Source organism: Vibrio sp. 10N.286.45.E10 (assembly GCF_002874195.2).
GTDB lineage: Bacteria > Pseudomonadota > Gammaproteobacteria > Enterobacterales > Vibrionaceae > Vibrio > Vibrio crassostreae.
The window spans coordinates 1,823,417-1,839,189 of sequence record NZ_MCWD02000002.1 but is presented as its reverse complement, the minus strand read 5'-3'; the positions used below and the strand labels follow the sequence as shown (position 1 = coordinate 1,839,189).

Sequence of the window (15,773 nt, the reverse complement as noted above, 5' to 3'; positions counted from 1 at the left end):
TGGGGAAGAGGTGGGTTACCAAATAACTAAGAGTATTTCTATTTCTGCTGGTTTGACTAATGGCATTAGTTATTACAATCCAGAAAGAGGCTCAAACCCTCTTAATGATTTAGTCGATTTAAAGAAAACAACTTATTACGCAGTGATTAACTATCAATTCTAATATTGCTCCGTTCGCATTGAATTTAAATAGTTAGAAGTAAAAATTTAATATAATTATAAATATAGGTAAATTATGTTTAAACAAGCAATTATCGCAGCAAGTATTGCCACAATCCTCAGCGGGTGTGGGGCCGAAGATCGTGCCTATGACACCTATGAAAAACCAACCGAAGAGATTTCTGTTCAATCTTTAGATACGGAATCGCTTTGGATGTACATGCCGTCAACCGGCGATGCTCCTCGTTATGCAATGACTCAGCGCGGCTTTTTCCAAGGCGATCCAAAGTTGGTGACGCTTCGTTTTGATGAAACTAATGGTATTTATGTCGAAGAAGTTGATCGCGACAAAGTGAATTCGACAGATGAAAGTCGTTGGGATACGGAAATTAACCGTGCTCCTGTGCTTAAAATTCCTGGAGAATTCCGTCAGTATCGCTGTGCTGAGAACGGTTATGGCGAATGTACAAATAAAGAAGAAATTAACGCAGATGAAGACGTTTCTTGGGAGCAAGCCACACACTTTGTACCTAAATATGAAGAGATTAAATCACTATCTCAAGACACAATTAGAGCTTGGTATACCTCCAGTAATGTTACGGAGTCTGCAGAGCCTCGTTTGATTTCATACGAATACGATCCTGAAGGTGGGGTAATTAACGTTGAAGTAGAACGAACCTTTACTGCAGAAGCGGAAGATCAATACCAGTTTGGTGGCGAGCTTAAAGACTTATCATTCAAAACACGTTTTTTCTATTCTCTTGTTAAGCTTGATAAGTTAGCAAGTGAAAATTACGAACCTATCTATTACCAAGGCCAAGACAGCGCATACTTTGGGTTCTTCAACGATAGCAAAGAAGTAAAAACTCACACTGGTGAGAGTAACGTACAGGGTTCTCGTTTTTCTTATATTAACCGATTCAATCCCAAGTTAGAGTCGATCGATTACTACTTAAGCGACAGCTACTTCGATGATGGCAATGAAGCGTACCTGCAACTTACGCTCGATACCATGAAAGAGGTAAATCAGTCATTAGAAGGCACAGGTGTTCCTCGCATTAACATTGTTAATAGTGACAAGAAAGCGGGTGTAAAAACGGGTGACTTACGTTACAACGTATTCAACCTGATCGCGGATCCGGTTGACAACGGACTTCTTGGCTATGGCCCATCTGCCACTAACCCATTAACGGGTGAAATTATTCATGCGCATGTTAACCAATATTTAGGTGTGATTCGTTCCGCAAGTCGCCATACGTGGAATGATCTCGCTAAGCGTTACAACCGCCAAGAAATTGAAAAAGTACAACCTGTGGTTGTGGCGGAAAAAAGCAACGCTTCGAAATCAAGCTCTGAGCCAACCGAAATCGATTTGTTCAATAAAATGCTCGAGGAAGATCGAGGACCTTCGATCAATGTTCCAGCGTTGAGTGAACGCGAAATTAATTTGGTGGGCAAAGATAATTTAGTCGATTCACTGCCTGAAGCCGATTTGGATTTCAAATACGATACCAGCAACCAAGACCTCGCTTTGCAATCATTCTATAAACGCCAAGATATGTTGAAGCGATTCTCTGAGCAGAATGTATATAGCGTTGATGCGATGTGGTTAAGTACCCAGTCAAAGGGCTTAGTGAAGGGTTTAGACTATATCCAAGGTGGCTTCTTCGCCGATGCTGATCAGAGCAAAATGAAAACGTGGGAAGCGCTAACGATTGATCAGCAGAAGCTAGCAAGCCAAGCGATTTCAAAGCATATGTTTAAATCAACATTGATTCATGAGCTCGGGCATAACCTTGGTTTACGTCATAACTTTATGGGTTCAACGGACGAAAGCCATTTTTATACAGAGGCTGAGCTTGCACAAAGCAAAATTGGGCACCTTGATAAGCCAGCTGCGTACAGTTCGATCATGGATTACGGTGCATCAATATTTGATGAACTGTTGACGTTCGGTAAGTATGACAAGGCCGCTTTACGTTTCGCTTATGCTCGTCAGGTTGAAACAAATGAACTTATCGTTAACACCAATAGCGAGGGAGACGATGTCGCTGTAGTAGACGCCACAGGAGCACAAAAGCGCAAAGTCTATTCTTTGGCTGAGTATGACCGTCAGTTATCTAATGACTATAAGGTTTATCCGACGGGTGTTATTGCACACTTGAGAGCTAACGCTGGTCAAAATGGTATTCCAGATTCGTTAGTGAGCTATCGCTATTGTACGGATGAACACACGACCACTAACTTGTTATGTGATCGTTTTGATGAAGGTACAAGCCTTCAAGAAGCCACAGAGTTTAGAATTCAGCGATACAAAGATAGCTACGACACGGTTAACCAAAGAAATGGACGTGAGAGATTTGAACAATTTCATCAATATAGCTACTTCTTATATCGAATGGGGGAGTTCCAAAAAATTCGCGATATCGTTGAAAACGTTGGTGAAATTGACTTTATGTTTGCTCGTTACTTAGGTGCAAATACGACGAATAACAAAGGGCAGGTTTTTGAAGAAATAGCCGGAAACAACTGTGTGGATTTTCGCGGTAACGCTATTCCATTAGAGAACTTGTCTGCGGGTGTTCGTCCAATTTGTGATACTTATAATGCAGCAAATTTGGCAGCAGACTTCTTTTTAGAAGTGCTAACAGCACCAGATAAAGTTTGTGAATTAGAAGAATTGAGTGGTGTTGTTGGAGTTCCTAACCGCTATCGTTTCGCTAAGTTATCTGACCTTTGGTTAACCTACCAAGGCGGCATGTCGCAAAATCGCGATGTTCCAACCAGTTGTTTCGATGAGGAATTAGTTCAGATGTTAGCAAGTCAAGCTAACGAGATCGTCATTCGCTCTGAAACTCGAGATGGAAAAGTATGGGCGAGCTTAAAAGCGAACAACCCTTATCAAACATCGTCTTCTTCTGTCGATTTGTTAGGCGTATGGCCAGACAAACTACTAGCAGCACAGATGTTAGTTAGGCGTGATACACCATTCAAATCAACTGAGAATTCGAGCTTAGCGTTGGTTGATATGTCAGACAAAATTTCACACTTGTATACGTATCTATCCGATTTAACGGGTAGAGCTGAAGCTCGCCAAGCTATCTTTGTTGATGGGAAAGGGGATTACGTAGAAACGGTTCTGAAATACAAACAAGACATTACCGAAACAATTGAGGCTACACCTTCATACCTGTGGCCAATGAAGCGCTATTTCTCAATGGGCGGTAATGAAGCATTTGTGTATTGGACTGAGGGAGCTAGCCAAGATACAAAGGTGCCGTACTTTGGAACCTTATTGGCTAACCTAAACAAGTATAATCGTGCAAATGAATATGGTTTGAGTGACTCAGTATCTGGTTTTAGCGACTCTATCCATGTCAACTATGCAAATAGTAGTTATGCCGACGAAGATGGGATTAACTTTACTTGGAAAGGGACAAATTACTCGTTGAGTTCACGTAACACACTTGCAAATGCTTTAGCTTCACGCGCCTTATACACAGAAGAGCAGCAAGCTCGCGTAGAAAAATTAAACGGTTTGCCTTACCGAGTCCGTAACGCGCTGTCTGTGTTTAAGAATACGCGAGATCGCAACGAAGCTCGTATTATCGCTGTCGGTGATAAAGAGGCGCTCGTTGCTCTTCGTGACACCACTGGTTTCGCACGCTTTTTTATGTTTGATAATCAGTTCGAAGAATATGATGAAGATGGTCAGAAGTGTTTACGATTTAAAGTCGATGGCGAGTCGACCGAAGATCACATGAAACGTAAGTGTAACTCTCAATCCAGTTTGCAGACGGTACAAAATAGCTCGATTGGTAAATTCGAAGATGAAGAGCACGAACGTATATTCGATTTAGCACAAATCTTTGGTAATCAGATTGCGGATAACAACACCAGTTCCACAAATGCGGCTCATAAAGAAGTGTACAACTATGACCCAGAAGAATTGAGGTTATGGAGCTCTAATGAGTACGTGAATTATCGTCGCGCATTTGAACAGTTCCCTGTTTATGATGACTAGACAACAAATGTTTAATTAAACCCATAAATTGAACCGGTTACCTTACTAAGGTGACCGGTTTTTTTGAGTCTAAAATTAAGAGCTTTTGGTCTATTTTTAGCTGCATTACCTTATATTTATATGTTATATAGATGTTTTTGTTAATTTTATAAATATAAGCTATGTAAAAAGAATATGCTGAATTTCGCAATAGAGAGGCGGGGGTTCGCAAGGTAGCAATAGGAATGGTGAGAAGGATTTATGACCAACCCGAAACTAGTGATCGTAGAAGACGATCCCATCTTAAGAGAGATGTTACAGGAATATTTTGAAAGCCAATCTTTTGATGTAATCACTATTTCTGATGGCGCATCAGCGAGTGAGCAAATCTTAAATATTCAGCCCGACATTGTTCTACTTGATCTTATGTTGCCAGAAGTTGATGGGCTAACTATCTGTAGGCAAGTCCGGAGTCAGTTTAAGGGAAAGATACTCATTCTTACAGCTAGTGATGATGATTTTGACCATGTTGCAGCGTTAGAAACTGGCGCCGATGACTTTATTAGTAAACCAATTCGCCAAAGAGTATTACTTGCTCGAGTGAGGATGCTTTTGCGTCGCACTCCTGACAGTTCAATAAGTGCTGAAGTGAGTAAGAATGAGTTAGTTTTTGGGAAGTTAAATTTAAACCGCACAACCAAAGCCTGTACGCATATTGGAAAAGATATATCCATAGCGGAGAGTGAATTTGAACTGCTTTGGCTATTGGCTTCCTCGCCAGAACAGGTGTTGTCACGTAATTTTTTGACTCAACAGTTGAGAGGTATTGATTACGATGGCATTGACCGCTTTATCGACAATAAAATCGTAATCTTACGTAAAAAGCTTAATGACATAACTGTCCCACCTAAAAAGATCATCACTGTAAGAGGTAAAGGCTACTTGTTCGTACCAGAACGTTGGTAACGGTAGCTGAATAAATAATATGCGACGTATCTATTTTGAATACCTAGCGGGGCTGACAGTCATCTTCTTAGTGAGTATATATTCCTATGCTTTTATTGTTTACAAGTTAAGCACTGACTACGAATACATATTACGAGACCATGAAGCAGAAGCTTATCAAGAATTAATTGATGTGGTTTTCCGTGAAAAAGGTTTGCTTGAAACGCAGAATCTATTGAAAAGTTATGCGGATAAGACTCGGCAGAACCTGCGAATCATACCTTTTGATAACGCTCCAGAACTAGTGAGAAAAGCGTTTCAGCAGCAAGGCCGAAATGTTTACTACCATGACGAATACTTCCTGTGGTTAAGGTTAGTTGGAAGTGATGATTTATATGAGTTATCTAAGAACAAAAATTCTTATCTGAGGAAGCAAATCAAATTTGAAAACCGTCTTATTTGGGTTTTTGCAATAACAGGTTTCGCGTTTAGCGGCTTGTTTTTGGTTTGGAGAATCAAGCGCCGATTAAATAACCTTGAAATGGCGACGGTTGCTTTTTCTCATGGGGATCTACTAGAAAGAGCTTCCGAAAAAAATAGCATAAAATTAGGTACGTTAAACCGTAGCTTTAATGTTATGGCGGACAAGATAAGAGACTTAATCAATAGTAATAAGTCTTTGACTAATGCTGTTGCTCACGAGCTAAGGACGCCTATATTCCGAATTCAGTGGCAGGCTGAGTTGTTGAGTGACTTAGCACCAACTCCGCAACAATCTAAAGCGATAGCCCGTATTCTTGCTGATACGGATGAAATGGAAGACATGGTTGATGAGCTATTGTATTACGCTCGATTGGAAAGAGGGGGCTTTGAATTGCTTAAGCAACCTATTGATGCCAATGAATGGCTAAACGAGCGTTTTAGCATTTGGGAGAAAGAGACAACACTCGATCTCATTAAGGTGCCACTAAAAGTCCCAGCCTCTTTGTATGTCGATCTAAAGTTATTCAATAGGGCGGTGGATAATATAGTAAGGAATGCTTTTAAGTTTGCCGATACTAAGATCGTTATTGAGTTGTGGTATACCGACAATGAATTTGTTATTGAGGTTCATGATGACGGTAAAGGCGTTGAAGCGGAGCATTGGCCTTTTTTGTTTGATCCTTTCTACAGCGCTAATGCAGCGAGGAACAAGGGGAAAACGGGCCATGGTTTAGGGTTAGCTATTGTTAAACAGGTGTGTGACCGTCACCAAGCACATGTCACTGTTGGTGAAAGTTACTTGGATGGTGCGTGTTTTGCCTTGTCGTTTCCTCGGCTTGAGCTATAAATTCAACATGGTCATTTAGTTGTTTTAAGATTACACTGCGCCCAATATTCCAGAAGTACATATTTAGGTAGAGGTCACCATGGACCAAGAACATTACGAAGACGCTGATTACGAAGGCCAAGAGCTGGGCGAAGAAGGCGAAGAGATTGAAATTGAAGCCATTGGTATTGATGTTTCATCACAGCCAATCGAACTCTACAAGGTGTTTAAAATTGCTAACCTAGTGAGTGGTGGCGGTGAAGCTAAACACATCATCTCTGAAGGCTACGTAGCGGTAAATGGTGAGCTAGAAACGCGTAAGCGTCGCAAAATGTACGATGGTGACTTCTTCGAGTTCAACCAAGAGTACTATGTAGTGGTGTGTGAGCAGCCAGTACAAGAAGAATCAGACAAGCCGAAAAAGAAAGAAGCGCCTAAAAAAGATAACAAGGCGAAGAAAGGTCAGTCTAAAAAGGATTCTAAGAAGAAAGAGTCTAAGAAAAGCAAAGCAGAAATGCTAAGCGCAAAGGCTGAACCAAAGAAAGAGAAAAAAGAGAAGAAACCGAAAAAGAAAGCGGATACGCCTAAGCCAACACGTGACGATAAAAGCGGCCGTAATTCGATTGAATTCTTCTAACATTATTCTTTTAAGACGTTAATCAACGTTAGAACTCGGTTTGCGTTAAGCAGATATCAAAAGGCTCACTATTTAGTGAGCCTTTCTGCATTTAGAATCAACAAAAATCTAAGCTCTATTCTCAGTGACGTGTGCGAGAAGACGTTAATTCTGATGCACGAAGCTGAGCGACAGCTTTCGCCAGTTCCAGTTGAGCTTGTGCAAAATTGATGTCGACATTGCCCTTATTGATGTTCTCTAGAGCCGCATATTTCGCCTCTTCTGCACGAGCGCGGTCAATGTCTTTACCATGCAAGGCAGTATCGGCCAAAACCGTTACCACATCTGGCTGAACTTCCAGCATCCCACCCGAGACATAAAGCACTTGGCCTTCTGATTTAGGGTCCGTGACAAACACGGTTACGCCCGGTTTGATCTTACTGAGAAGCGGAGAGTGACCGGGGCGAATCCCCAGTTCACCATCAGCGCCAGAAACGGCTAGGGCATACGCTGGACCTGAAAACAGCGTACCTTCCGCACTTACAATATTAAGTTGAAATGTATTATCTGTGATTCCGATAGCCATTGTGCACCTACCTGTTAGAGTGATTTCGCTTTGTTAAGCACTTCGTCGATAGAACCACAGTACAAGAACGCTTGCTCTGGGATATCGTCATATTCACCGCTTAACAGGCCTTTAAAGCCTCTTAGTGTTTCGCTTAGCGGTACAAAGACACCTTTCTGACCAGTAAACACTTCGGCTACGTGGTAAGGCTGAGTTAAGAAACGTTCAATCTTACGAGCGCGAGATACGGTCTGTTTGTCTTCAGTAGACAGCTCATCCATACCAAGAATCGCGATGATGTCTTTTAGCTCTTTGTAGCGTTGCAGTGTTGTTTGTACTTTTTGTGCAATGTCGTAGTGCTCTTGGCCAACCACAAGTGGGTCTAACTGGCGAGAGGTTGAATCCAATGGATCAATCGCAGGGTAGAGGCCCAATGCCGCGATATTACGAGACAGTACAACGGTCGCATCTAAGTGAGCAAAGGTTGTTGCTGGTGATGGATCGGTCAAGTCATCTGCAGGTACGTATACCGCTTGGATAGACGTGATAGAGCCTTGTCTAGTTGAAGTGATACGCTCTTGAAGCACGCCCATCTCTTCAGCTAGTGTTGGTTGGTAACCTACTGCTGAAGGCATACGACCTAGCAGAGCTGATACCTCAGTCCCGGCAAGTGTGTAACGATAAATGTTATCAATGAACAACAGTACATCACGACCTTCATCACGGAAGCGCTCAGCCATAGTCAGGCCCGTAAGTGCTACACGTAAACGGTTTCCCGGTGGCTCGTTCATTTGGCCGTAAACCATGGCTACTTTGTCTAGTACACCTGCTTCTTTCATCTCGTAGTAGAAGTCGTTACCTTCACGAGTACGCTCGCCTACACCAGTAAACACAGAAAGACCTGAGTGGGCTTTGGCGATGTTGTTGATAAGCTCCATCATGTTGACGGTTTTACCTACGCCGGCACCACCGAACAGACCAATTTTACCACCCTTAGCGAATGGACAGATAAGGTCGATAACCTTAACACCCGTCTCGAGAAGCTCAGTACTGTTTGCTTGTTCTTCATAAGAAGGGGCTTCACGGTGAATTTCGTAGTTTTCTTTCTGGCCGATTTCACCACATTCATCAATAGGCTGACCAAGTACGTTCATGATACGGCCCAATGTTTCTTCGCCGACAGGCACCGTGATTGGTGAGCCTGTGTTTTCAACCGTTAGGCCACGACGTAAGCCATCTGACGTACCCATTGCAATACAACGAACGATATTGCTACCCAGTTGTTGCTGTACTTCCAATACTAACGAGCTTGCTTCGTCGCTAGTCACTTTCAATGCATCATAAACGCGTGGGCTGTTGCCGCCGCTGAACTCGACGTCAACGACCGCGCCGATTACTTTAACTATTTTTCCAACACTCATTCTTAAATCCTCAAATTCTGTTCTTGACCCAGTATTTTCTAGCCCTAGACAGCTTGGGCACCTGAGACTATTTCACTCAGCTCTTGGGTAATGGCAGCCTGACGCGCTTTGTTGTAAACCAACTGCAAGTCATCAATGAGTTGGCCTGCGTTATCAGTCGCCGCTTTCATAGCGACCATTCGGGCTGCTTGTTCACAGGCAATGCTCTCAACAATGCCTTGATACACTTGCGATTCGATGTATCGATGTAACAGTTCTGAGAGTATGTCTTTGGGTGCTTGCTCATAGATGTAGTCCCAACGACGTGCTTTTTTAGGCTCACCACCTTCCTCAGAATCCGAAGGGTGGGGAAGCAACTGCAAGGTCGTTGGCGCTTGAACCATGGTGTTGACGAACTGGTTGTAAACGAGATACAAGCTGTCGATCTTGCCTTCGTCGTAATGCCCCAGCATCGCGTTCACCGTACCTAAGATGTCTTCTAACTTAGGTGTATCGCCAAGACCTGACGTTTGTGCAATAACGTTGCCGCCGCGTTGGAAGAACGAGATAGCCTTAGATCCCACTAAGGTTGTTTCTACCTCGACTCCCTTGGTGCGCCATTGCTCCATTTCTTCTAACACTTTCTTGAACAAGTTTGAGTTCAAGCCACCACACAAGCCGCGATCGGACGAGATAATGATGTAAGCAACACGCTTAGGTTCACGCTGTTGCAGGTAAGGGTGCTGGTATTCCAGCGAACCCGATGCAACATGAGAGATAACTTTTCGCATGTTCTCGGCGTAGGGGCGAGTTAGCGTCATGTTGTCTTGAACCTTGCGCATCTTACTTGCTGCAACCATTTCCATTGCGCTAGTGATTTTCTGAGTGTTACTAACACTGGCTATCTTGGTGCGAATTTCTTTAGTACTTGCCATAATCTGCTCCTATTTGTTTTGATTTCCAGCTAACAAACCGGAGCACTTACCAAGCTTTCATCCCAACAAAACCTTCTAGGATCTCTTTAAGAGCGCCGTCGATTTCGTCGTTGTAATCGCCTGTCGCGTTGATTTTTTCGAATAGCGCAGGGTTTTGACCTTTGGCGTAAGCAATCAGTTCTTCTTCAAAACGGGCAATGTTGCTTAGTTCAACACCGACCAAGTAGCCTTTCTCTGCCGCGTAGATAACCGTTGCTTGCTCAGCGACTGACATAGGAGAGTATTGTTTTTGCTTCATTAATTCGGTAACACGCTCACCGTGGTCTAGCTGTTTGCGCGTCATCTCATCTAAGTCAGAAGAGAACTGAGCAAAGGCCGCCAGTTCGCGGTATTGAGCCAATGAAGTACGGATACCACCAGACAGTTTCTTGATGATCTTGCATTGCGCCGCACCACCCACACGAGATACCGAGATACCTGGATCTACTGCAGGACGTAAGCCTGAGTTAAACAATTGGGTTTGAAGGAAAACCTGACCGTCGGTGATTGAGATTACGTTGGTTGGTACAAACGCTGATACGTCACCCGCTTGAGTTTCAATGATCGGAAGCGCCGTTAATGAGCCTGTTTGGCCTTTCACTTCACCGTTAGTGAACTTCTCTACATACTCTGCATTCACTCGTGCTGCACGTTCTAGTAGGCGTGAGTGAAGGTAGAATACGTCGCCAGGGAAGGCTTCACGACCCGGTGGGCGTTTCAATAGCAATGAGATTTGACGGTAAGCAACGGCTTGTTTTGATAGGTCATCATAGATGATCAGTGCATCTTCACCGCGGTCACGGAAGTATTCACCCATGGTGCAACCCGCATAAGGGGCTAGGTATTGAAGCGCTGCAGACTCTGATGCTGATGCCACGACTACGATGGTGTTTTTAAGCGCATCGTGGTCTTCGAGTTTACGAACCACGTTAGCGATAGTGGAGGCTTTTTGGCCAATCGCTACATACACACATTTGATGCCAGAATCTTTCTGATTGATGATCGCATCGATAGCTAACGCTGTTTTACCCGTCTGACGGTCACCGATGATAAGTTCACGTTGACCACGACCGATTGGCACCATGGTATCAACCGCTTTGTAGCCAGTTTGAATAGGTTGATCAACAGACTTACGTTCGATTACACCGGGTGCAATCACTTCTACAGGGTCGAGTCGGTCACAACTCACTGGGCCTTTGCCATCGATTGGCTCGCCTAATGTGTTCACGACACGGCCAAGAAGTCCGTTACCTACAGGTACTTCTAAGATACGACCTGTACCTTTCACTTTCATACCTTCAGAGAGGTCAGTGTAGGGGCCCATAACCACCGCACCTACTGAATGGGTATCGAGGTTAAGTGCGAGTGCGTATTTGCCACCTGGTAGCTCAATCATCTCACCTTGCATAACATCAGCAAGGCCATTGATTGTGATGATGCCATCACGAACCGATACGATAGTGCCTTCGTTGCGAGCCTCGGTGCTCACATTAAATTTCGAGATGCGTTCTTTGATTAGATCGCTGATTTCATTTGAGTTTAATTGCATAATTGTTACCTATCTCGCGTGAAGTTGATGAGCCAATCGGTCAATTGATGTGTTTAAAGAACCATCGATAACGGTTTCACCCGCCTTGATGACCATTCCACCCACTAACGTGTCATCAATAACCTGCTTCATTTCAACCTGACGCTCTAATTTCTTCTCAAGTGCAGCTGTTAATGACGTAACTTGATCTTGTGTCAGCATTTCAGAACTGGTGACAGTGACAGGCACTACACGCTCATGTTCGTCCTTTAGCTCGCAGAACAATTCAAACAGGTCTCTTACAACAGAAAGACGGCCGTTCTCGGCCAAGACTCTAATAAGATTAATGACGTGGTCATCAACGAGTCCTTGGCAAATATGAATGATGAGGTTTGCCAGCTCTTCTGTTTGGTGTGTAGAAGCCCCTTCAGCTGAAGAAATCTGACTAGCGATCGTTTCTTCTTCCGCGACAGCCACAAGAATGGACAGCATTGAGTGCCACTCTTGTAACTGGTTTTCACCTAAAGCAAATTCAAACGATGCTTTGGCGTAGGGATGAGCAATATTGGTGTAATCTGACATATTGCCTCTCCTTAGAGTTCGCTAATCATTTGGTCAACTAGCGCTCGGTTCGTTGCGGAATCTAGGTTTTTGCTAATCAGTTTCTGTGCACTTTGAATCACTGCATCTGCCATATCCGCCTGAAGTTCACGGCGTATCTTTTGGCGTTCGCCTTCTAGCTCAGCTCTACCTTGTTCTAAGATGCGTGCCTTTTCTTGCTCGGCTTCTTGTTGCGCTAAGCTGATGATTTCGTTACGGCGTTTTCGGCCTTGCTCAACCAGTTCAGTCACATCTTTTCTTGCATCTTCGATGAGTTGCGCGCCATTTGATTTTGCTAGTTCTAGCTCTTTCGCAGCGTTCTCTGAGTGGCGTAAACCATCAGCGATTTCTTTTTGGCGCTCGTCTAACATCGCGGTGAGAGGGGGCCATACATATTTCATGCACAGCCAAACAAAAATCACGAATGAGATTGCTTGTCCAAACATGCTTGCATTTAAGTTCATACCTTCCTCACTAAATCTTGATTATGTATAAATCGATCTTTCAAAGCGGTTTGATTAAGCCACGGCGAAGATGATGTATAGACCGATACCAACACCGATCATCGGTACTGCATCCACAAGACCCATCATGATGAAGAATTGAGTACGAAGCATTGGAGTAAGGTCTGGTTGACGCGCAACACCTTCAAGGTATTTACCTGCTAAGTTACCAATACCAGATGCTGCACCTGCTGCACCTAAACCGATCAGTAATGCACCTGCTACATATAAAACTGCGCTTACGATATCCATTTGTATCTCCGAAAATAATTTGTTAGTTAATTTTTTAGTTATTAATTAGTGGTGTTCTTCTGTTGCCATTCCTAAATAAACAACGGTCAGTACCATAAATATAAATGCTTGTAAGAATACGATTAATATGTGGAATAAGGCCCAAGGTACACTCAGTGCCCACTGCATCCACCAAGGCATTAGTGCAATAAGGATGAATATCATCTCGCCTGCATACATATTTCCGAATAATCGTAAGCCTAGTGATATTGGCTTTGAAATTAATGTTATTAATTCAAGAACTAAGTTAACAGGATATAAAAGAGGGTTATCAAATGGCTGAGTAGTTAGCTCTTTGATAAAGCCTTTCAAACCTTTATTTTTAAATGTATAGGTTAACAGTAGAATAAACACACCGAGTGCCATCGACATTGGTATATTTACGTCTGCCGTTGGTAGGTCTCTAAAGTGCTCTAGACCCACAGATCGAGTTAACCCCGGGATTAAATCAATGGGTAATAGGTCGACTGCATTCATTAACAGCACCCAAACAAAAGTGGTTAATGCCAGTGGTCCTATTAATTTATCTTCCGCTTGAAAAATCTCTTTGACGAGATTATTGACGAAGTCAAAGACAAGCTCGATAAAACATTGAAAACGACCTGGAACGCCGCTAGTGCCACGAGTGGCTACATACCGAAATGCACCGATGAAAAGTAAACCTGTAATCCAAGATACCAACATCGAGTCAATGTTAAACGCCCAGAAACCATCACCTGTAGTTAAGAAGGTTAAGTGATGCTCTATGTATTCGTGAGCGGTAGTTACTTGATCCATACTACGCGTACTCCGATCTATTAGAGGCGGTAATAAACGGTGTTAAGAAGTATCCAACCATAGTAAAGATGTACGCATATAATATTACTGGGTTATCCAATTTGAAAAACTGGAACGCCAAGATAAACATTAAAAACGTATATGTTATTTTTACGACACGACTCATTTGCATTAAGTCACGTAAACTATAATTAGGATTCTTACGCACCTTTAGGCTTGCATATATAAATCCAAACAGCGGTGGCAACATCGCAATTACGATGCCCAAAGCTGATGATTCCATATCTACTTTATTACCAAAAAACACTTCATATAAAACTACACCGATGGCTAATACTATTTGGCAGAGAACAACTCTTTTAGCGGCAACAAGGATGTCGCTACTAATCCCATTAAGCCTCATAATAAAACCTTATGTTAAACAGTGTAAGTTAATATAAAACACAGTTTAAATTTAACTTGTTACTACATTTCACTTGTTAATAACACTTGATTTGCTTTAAAGAAAAACCCTTGCTGGTTTTATATCTCCTGACGAAATTAAACGAATTAAGCTAATTCGCTATCGTTTCGACAAAATATAAATTACGCCTAAAATTATGTGGTCAAAACGACAAATATCGACATCAATAATTCCATTTTTGAAAGATATATTTTTCATTTATGAAAGTAATAGTTTTATTACTTTATTCATGAATATTTAAGATGCTTTATCCTCATGAAAAAGAGGGGCTTTTTAGGAGGGTTCAGCGAGCGAAATTATCAATTTATGATCTTATCAATTAAGACTATTCAAACACTTAGGTTCATTTTCAAGTTGAACTGCGAAGTGTGGTTTTGGCCATGGTTACGCTTGTTTGAGCCAATGATGGAAGAGCTCTTTGTTCTGGGAAATTAAACGTACGTCGCTCCTTATCAATAAGCGAATAATTTTTATATTGTTGTCAGCTTGTCACTATTTGCGTGCGAGAGAGTGAAAATTCAGCGCCTAAATGTTGATGATATAGGAGTGAAGTGGGGGGATTGGGTTTATGAGAAGCATGGTGCGGAGAAGAAACACCGAGTTTTGAGGAAGTAAATGGCAGCAAAACGCTGCCTAATTTACTTAATCTAGGCTCAGTTATTACTCTTCATAACTGAGGTATTGAATACATAAGTCATGGAAAGCCTGTGCTTGTGGTGAAATCGTACGATCAGACAATCTGAAAATACCAATTTGTCGTTGCAAGGGCGGGTCAATTAACGGAATCCACACCAAGCGGGTTTCATTCGTTGGGAAAGCCAGCTTAGGTAGCGTGGTCACGCCTATCCCGAGCTCTAACACCGAAAACAGCGAGGTAATGTTCTCGACTGAGTATAGGGCTTGTTCGCTGAGCATGCGCGCAGGCGTTGGGTCTAGTAGGGTGCAAGTCCCGTTGCGAATGAAGGGCTGTTTTAACAAAGTTTGCCATTCGATTCCTTCCCGTTGAGAGGCAATAGGGTTGTCTTTGAGGCACACCACACCGATAGGATCAGAAAGTAAAGGCGTGAAGTCGATGCTCTCTTCTTCTAAATGGGAGCTATTGCCGAGGGCAACATCCACCTCGCCAGAGAGTAACCTTGCTTCTACACCTGCCGCATTATCATCAATCAAACTCACTTCTACATTAGGGTACTGCTCACAAAAAGCCCCTAAAACACTGGGGATTAGTTTTGCGGCTACCGAAGGCACGCTCGCTATTCGAACTCTTCCTTGTTGTCCTGCTGCCGCTGCGCGTAGGTCATTATCTAATGCTTTGTAAACATTCAGAAATTGAATGATCTTGGGCAAGCATATTTCTCCAAAAGGCGTCAGGGTTGATTTGTTGCCTGTTTCAAACAGTGGCTGACCAAGTATTTTTTCTAGCTCTTTTATTGACGTAGAAAGTGCCGCTTGCGAGCGATTGGCGCGGTGAGATGCTGCTCGAAATCCGCCTTCTTCGACCACTAAAACAAAATGTTTTAACTGTTGTAGCTTAATACTCATGGCACTGATCCTTCTCTAGCCCTTGCTATACCTTACTTTTCACAAGGTGATAGATTTTATTTATCAAATGCACAAAATTTACCGTTAGATTTATCATT

Annotated in this window: 14 protein-coding genes; 4 read left to right on the top strand and 10 right to left on the bottom strand. The window is 42.8% G+C overall.

What is annotated here, in order from left to right:
* Positions 1 to 235 precede the first annotated feature (235 nt).
* From BCU34_RS21175 to BCU34_RS21160, 4 genes are all read left to right on the top strand, one after another.
* The gene (locus tag BCU34_RS21175; protein ID WP_102480217.1) at positions 236 to 4,183 is read left to right on the top strand and encodes a zinc-dependent metalloprotease; all 3,948 of its coding nucleotides are present in this window, start codon (positions 236 to 238) and stop codon (positions 4,181 to 4,183) included.
* Between the two features lie 240 nt (positions 4,184 to 4,423).
* Positions 4,424 to 5,128 (top strand): response regulator, encoded by a 705-nt coding sequence (locus BCU34_RS21170; protein ID WP_017064732.1) that lies wholly within the window; start codon positions 4,424 to 4,426, stop codon positions 5,126 to 5,128.
* Between the two features lie 19 nt (positions 5,129 to 5,147).
* A complete protein-coding gene (locus BCU34_RS21165; RefSeq protein ID WP_017064731.1) occupies positions 5,148 to 6,437 on the top strand; it encodes an ATP-binding protein in 1,290 nt (429 codons plus the stop codon).
* A 79-nt stretch (positions 6,438 to 6,516) separates the two neighbouring features.
* Positions 6,517 to 7,053 (top strand): RNA-binding S4 domain-containing protein, encoded by a 537-nt coding sequence (locus tag BCU34_RS21160; protein WP_102479433.1) that lies wholly within the window; start codon positions 6,517 to 6,519, stop codon positions 7,051 to 7,053.
* 121 nt (positions 7,054 to 7,174) lie between these two features.
* Here the strand turns inward: BCU34_RS21160 and BCU34_RS21155 are convergent, their stop codons facing one another.
* The 10 genes from BCU34_RS21155 to BCU34_RS21110 all read right to left on the bottom strand — a co-directional run bounded on the left by BCU34_RS21155 (position 7,175) and on the right by BCU34_RS21110 (position 15,675).
* Positions 7,175 to 7,618: a F0F1 ATP synthase subunit epsilon gene (locus BCU34_RS21155; protein WP_048668867.1), complete on the bottom strand. Its 444-nt coding sequence runs from the start codon at positions 7,616 to 7,618 to the stop codon at positions 7,175 to 7,177.
* A 14-nt stretch (positions 7,619 to 7,632) separates the two neighbouring features.
* Positions 7,633 to 9,018, bottom strand: coding sequence for a F0F1 ATP synthase subunit beta (gene atpD, locus BCU34_RS21150; RefSeq protein ID WP_019820615.1), 1,386 nt, complete (start codon positions 9,016 to 9,018; stop codon positions 7,633 to 7,635).
* Between the two features lie 44 nt (positions 9,019 to 9,062).
* On the bottom strand, positions 9,063 to 9,932 hold the full coding sequence (gene atpG / locus BCU34_RS21145; protein WP_017064727.1) for a F0F1 ATP synthase subunit gamma: 870 nt from the start codon (positions 9,930 to 9,932) through the stop codon (positions 9,063 to 9,065).
* A 46-nt stretch (positions 9,933 to 9,978) separates the two neighbouring features.
* Positions 9,979 to 11,520: a F0F1 ATP synthase subunit alpha gene (atpA, locus tag BCU34_RS21140; protein ID WP_048608585.1), complete on the bottom strand. Its 1,542-nt coding sequence runs from the start codon at positions 11,518 to 11,520 to the stop codon at positions 9,979 to 9,981.
* Positions 11,521 to 11,529: 9 nt separating this feature from the next.
* Complete coding sequence (locus tag BCU34_RS21135; RefSeq protein WP_048608584.1) at positions 11,530 to 12,081, bottom strand: F0F1 ATP synthase subunit delta; 552 nt, start codon at positions 12,079 to 12,081, stop codon at positions 11,530 to 11,532.
* Positions 12,082 to 12,092: 11 nt separating this feature from the next.
* Positions 12,093 to 12,563 carry a F0F1 ATP synthase subunit B gene (locus BCU34_RS21130; protein ID WP_017060839.1) on the bottom strand — a complete coding sequence of 157 codons (471 nt, stop codon included), beginning with the start codon at positions 12,561 to 12,563 and terminating at the stop codon, positions 12,093 to 12,095.
* A 54-nt stretch (positions 12,564 to 12,617) separates the two neighbouring features.
* On the bottom strand, positions 12,618 to 12,854 hold the full coding sequence (gene atpE / locus BCU34_RS21125; protein WP_004730405.1) for a F0F1 ATP synthase subunit C: 237 nt from the start codon (positions 12,852 to 12,854) through the stop codon (positions 12,618 to 12,620).
* 45 nt (positions 12,855 to 12,899) lie between these two features.
* A complete protein-coding gene (atpB, locus tag BCU34_RS21120) occupies positions 12,900 to 13,670 on the bottom strand; it encodes a F0F1 ATP synthase subunit A (protein ID WP_102479435.1) in 771 nt (256 codons plus the stop codon).
* 1 nt (position 13,671) lies between these two features.
* Positions 13,672 to 14,073, bottom strand: a complete 402-nt coding sequence (locus BCU34_RS21115) for an ATP synthase subunit I (protein ID WP_048608582.1) — start codon at positions 14,071 to 14,073, stop codon at positions 13,672 to 13,674.
* 720 nt (positions 14,074 to 14,793) lie between these two features.
* Positions 14,794 to 15,675, bottom strand: a complete 882-nt coding sequence (locus tag BCU34_RS21110; RefSeq protein WP_048608581.1) for a LysR family transcriptional regulator — start codon at positions 15,673 to 15,675, stop codon at positions 14,794 to 14,796.
* Positions 15,676 to 15,773 lie beyond the last annotated feature (98 nt).

What these genes read in the sequence shown, in the direction of transcription:
- atpB (WP_102479435.1), bottom strand. Translation starts at nt 13,670, where the DNA reads ATGGATCAAGTAACTACCGCTCACGAATACATAGAGCATCACTTAACC.
- BCU34_RS21110 (WP_048608581.1), bottom strand. Translation starts at nt 15,675, where the DNA reads ATGAGTATTAAGCTACAACAGTTAAAACATTTTGTTTTAGTGGTCGAA.
- BCU34_RS21175 (WP_102480217.1), top strand. Translation starts at nt 236, where the DNA reads ATGTTTAAACAAGCAATTATCGCAGCAAGTATTGCCACAATCCTCAGC.
- atpA (WP_048608585.1), bottom strand. Translation starts at nt 11,520, where the DNA reads ATGCAATTAAACTCAAATGAAATCAGCGATCTAATCAAAGAACGCATC.
- atpD (WP_019820615.1), bottom strand. Translation starts at nt 9,018, where the DNA reads ATGAGTGTTGGAAAAATAGTTAAAGTAATCGGCGCGGTCGTTGACGTC.
- BCU34_RS21115 (WP_048608582.1), bottom strand. Translation starts at nt 14,073, where the DNA reads ATGAGGCTTAATGGGATTAGTAGCGACATCCTTGTTGCCGCTAAAAGA.
- BCU34_RS21130 (WP_017060839.1), bottom strand. Translation starts at nt 12,563, where the DNA reads ATGAACTTAAATGCAAGCATGTTTGGACAAGCAATCTCATTCGTGATT.
- atpG (WP_017064727.1), bottom strand. Translation starts at nt 9,932, where the DNA reads ATGGCAAGTACTAAAGAAATTCGCACCAAGATAGCCAGTGTTAGTAAC.
- atpE (WP_004730405.1), bottom strand. Translation starts at nt 12,854, where the DNA reads ATGGATATCGTAAGCGCAGTTTTATATGTAGCAGGTGCATTACTGATC.
- BCU34_RS21165 (WP_017064731.1), top strand. Translation starts at nt 5,148, where the DNA reads ATGCGACGTATCTATTTTGAATACCTAGCGGGGCTGACAGTCATCTTC.
- BCU34_RS21170 (WP_017064732.1), top strand. Translation starts at nt 4,424, where the DNA reads ATGACCAACCCGAAACTAGTGATCGTAGAAGACGATCCCATCTTAAGA.
- BCU34_RS21155 (WP_048668867.1), bottom strand. Translation starts at nt 7,618, where the DNA reads ATGGCTATCGGAATCACAGATAATACATTTCAACTTAATATTGTAAGT.
- BCU34_RS21160 (WP_102479433.1), top strand. Translation starts at nt 6,517, where the DNA reads ATGGACCAAGAACATTACGAAGACGCTGATTACGAAGGCCAAGAGCTG.
- BCU34_RS21135 (WP_048608584.1), bottom strand. Translation starts at nt 12,081, where the DNA reads ATGTCAGATTACACCAATATTGCTCATCCCTACGCCAAAGCATCGTTT.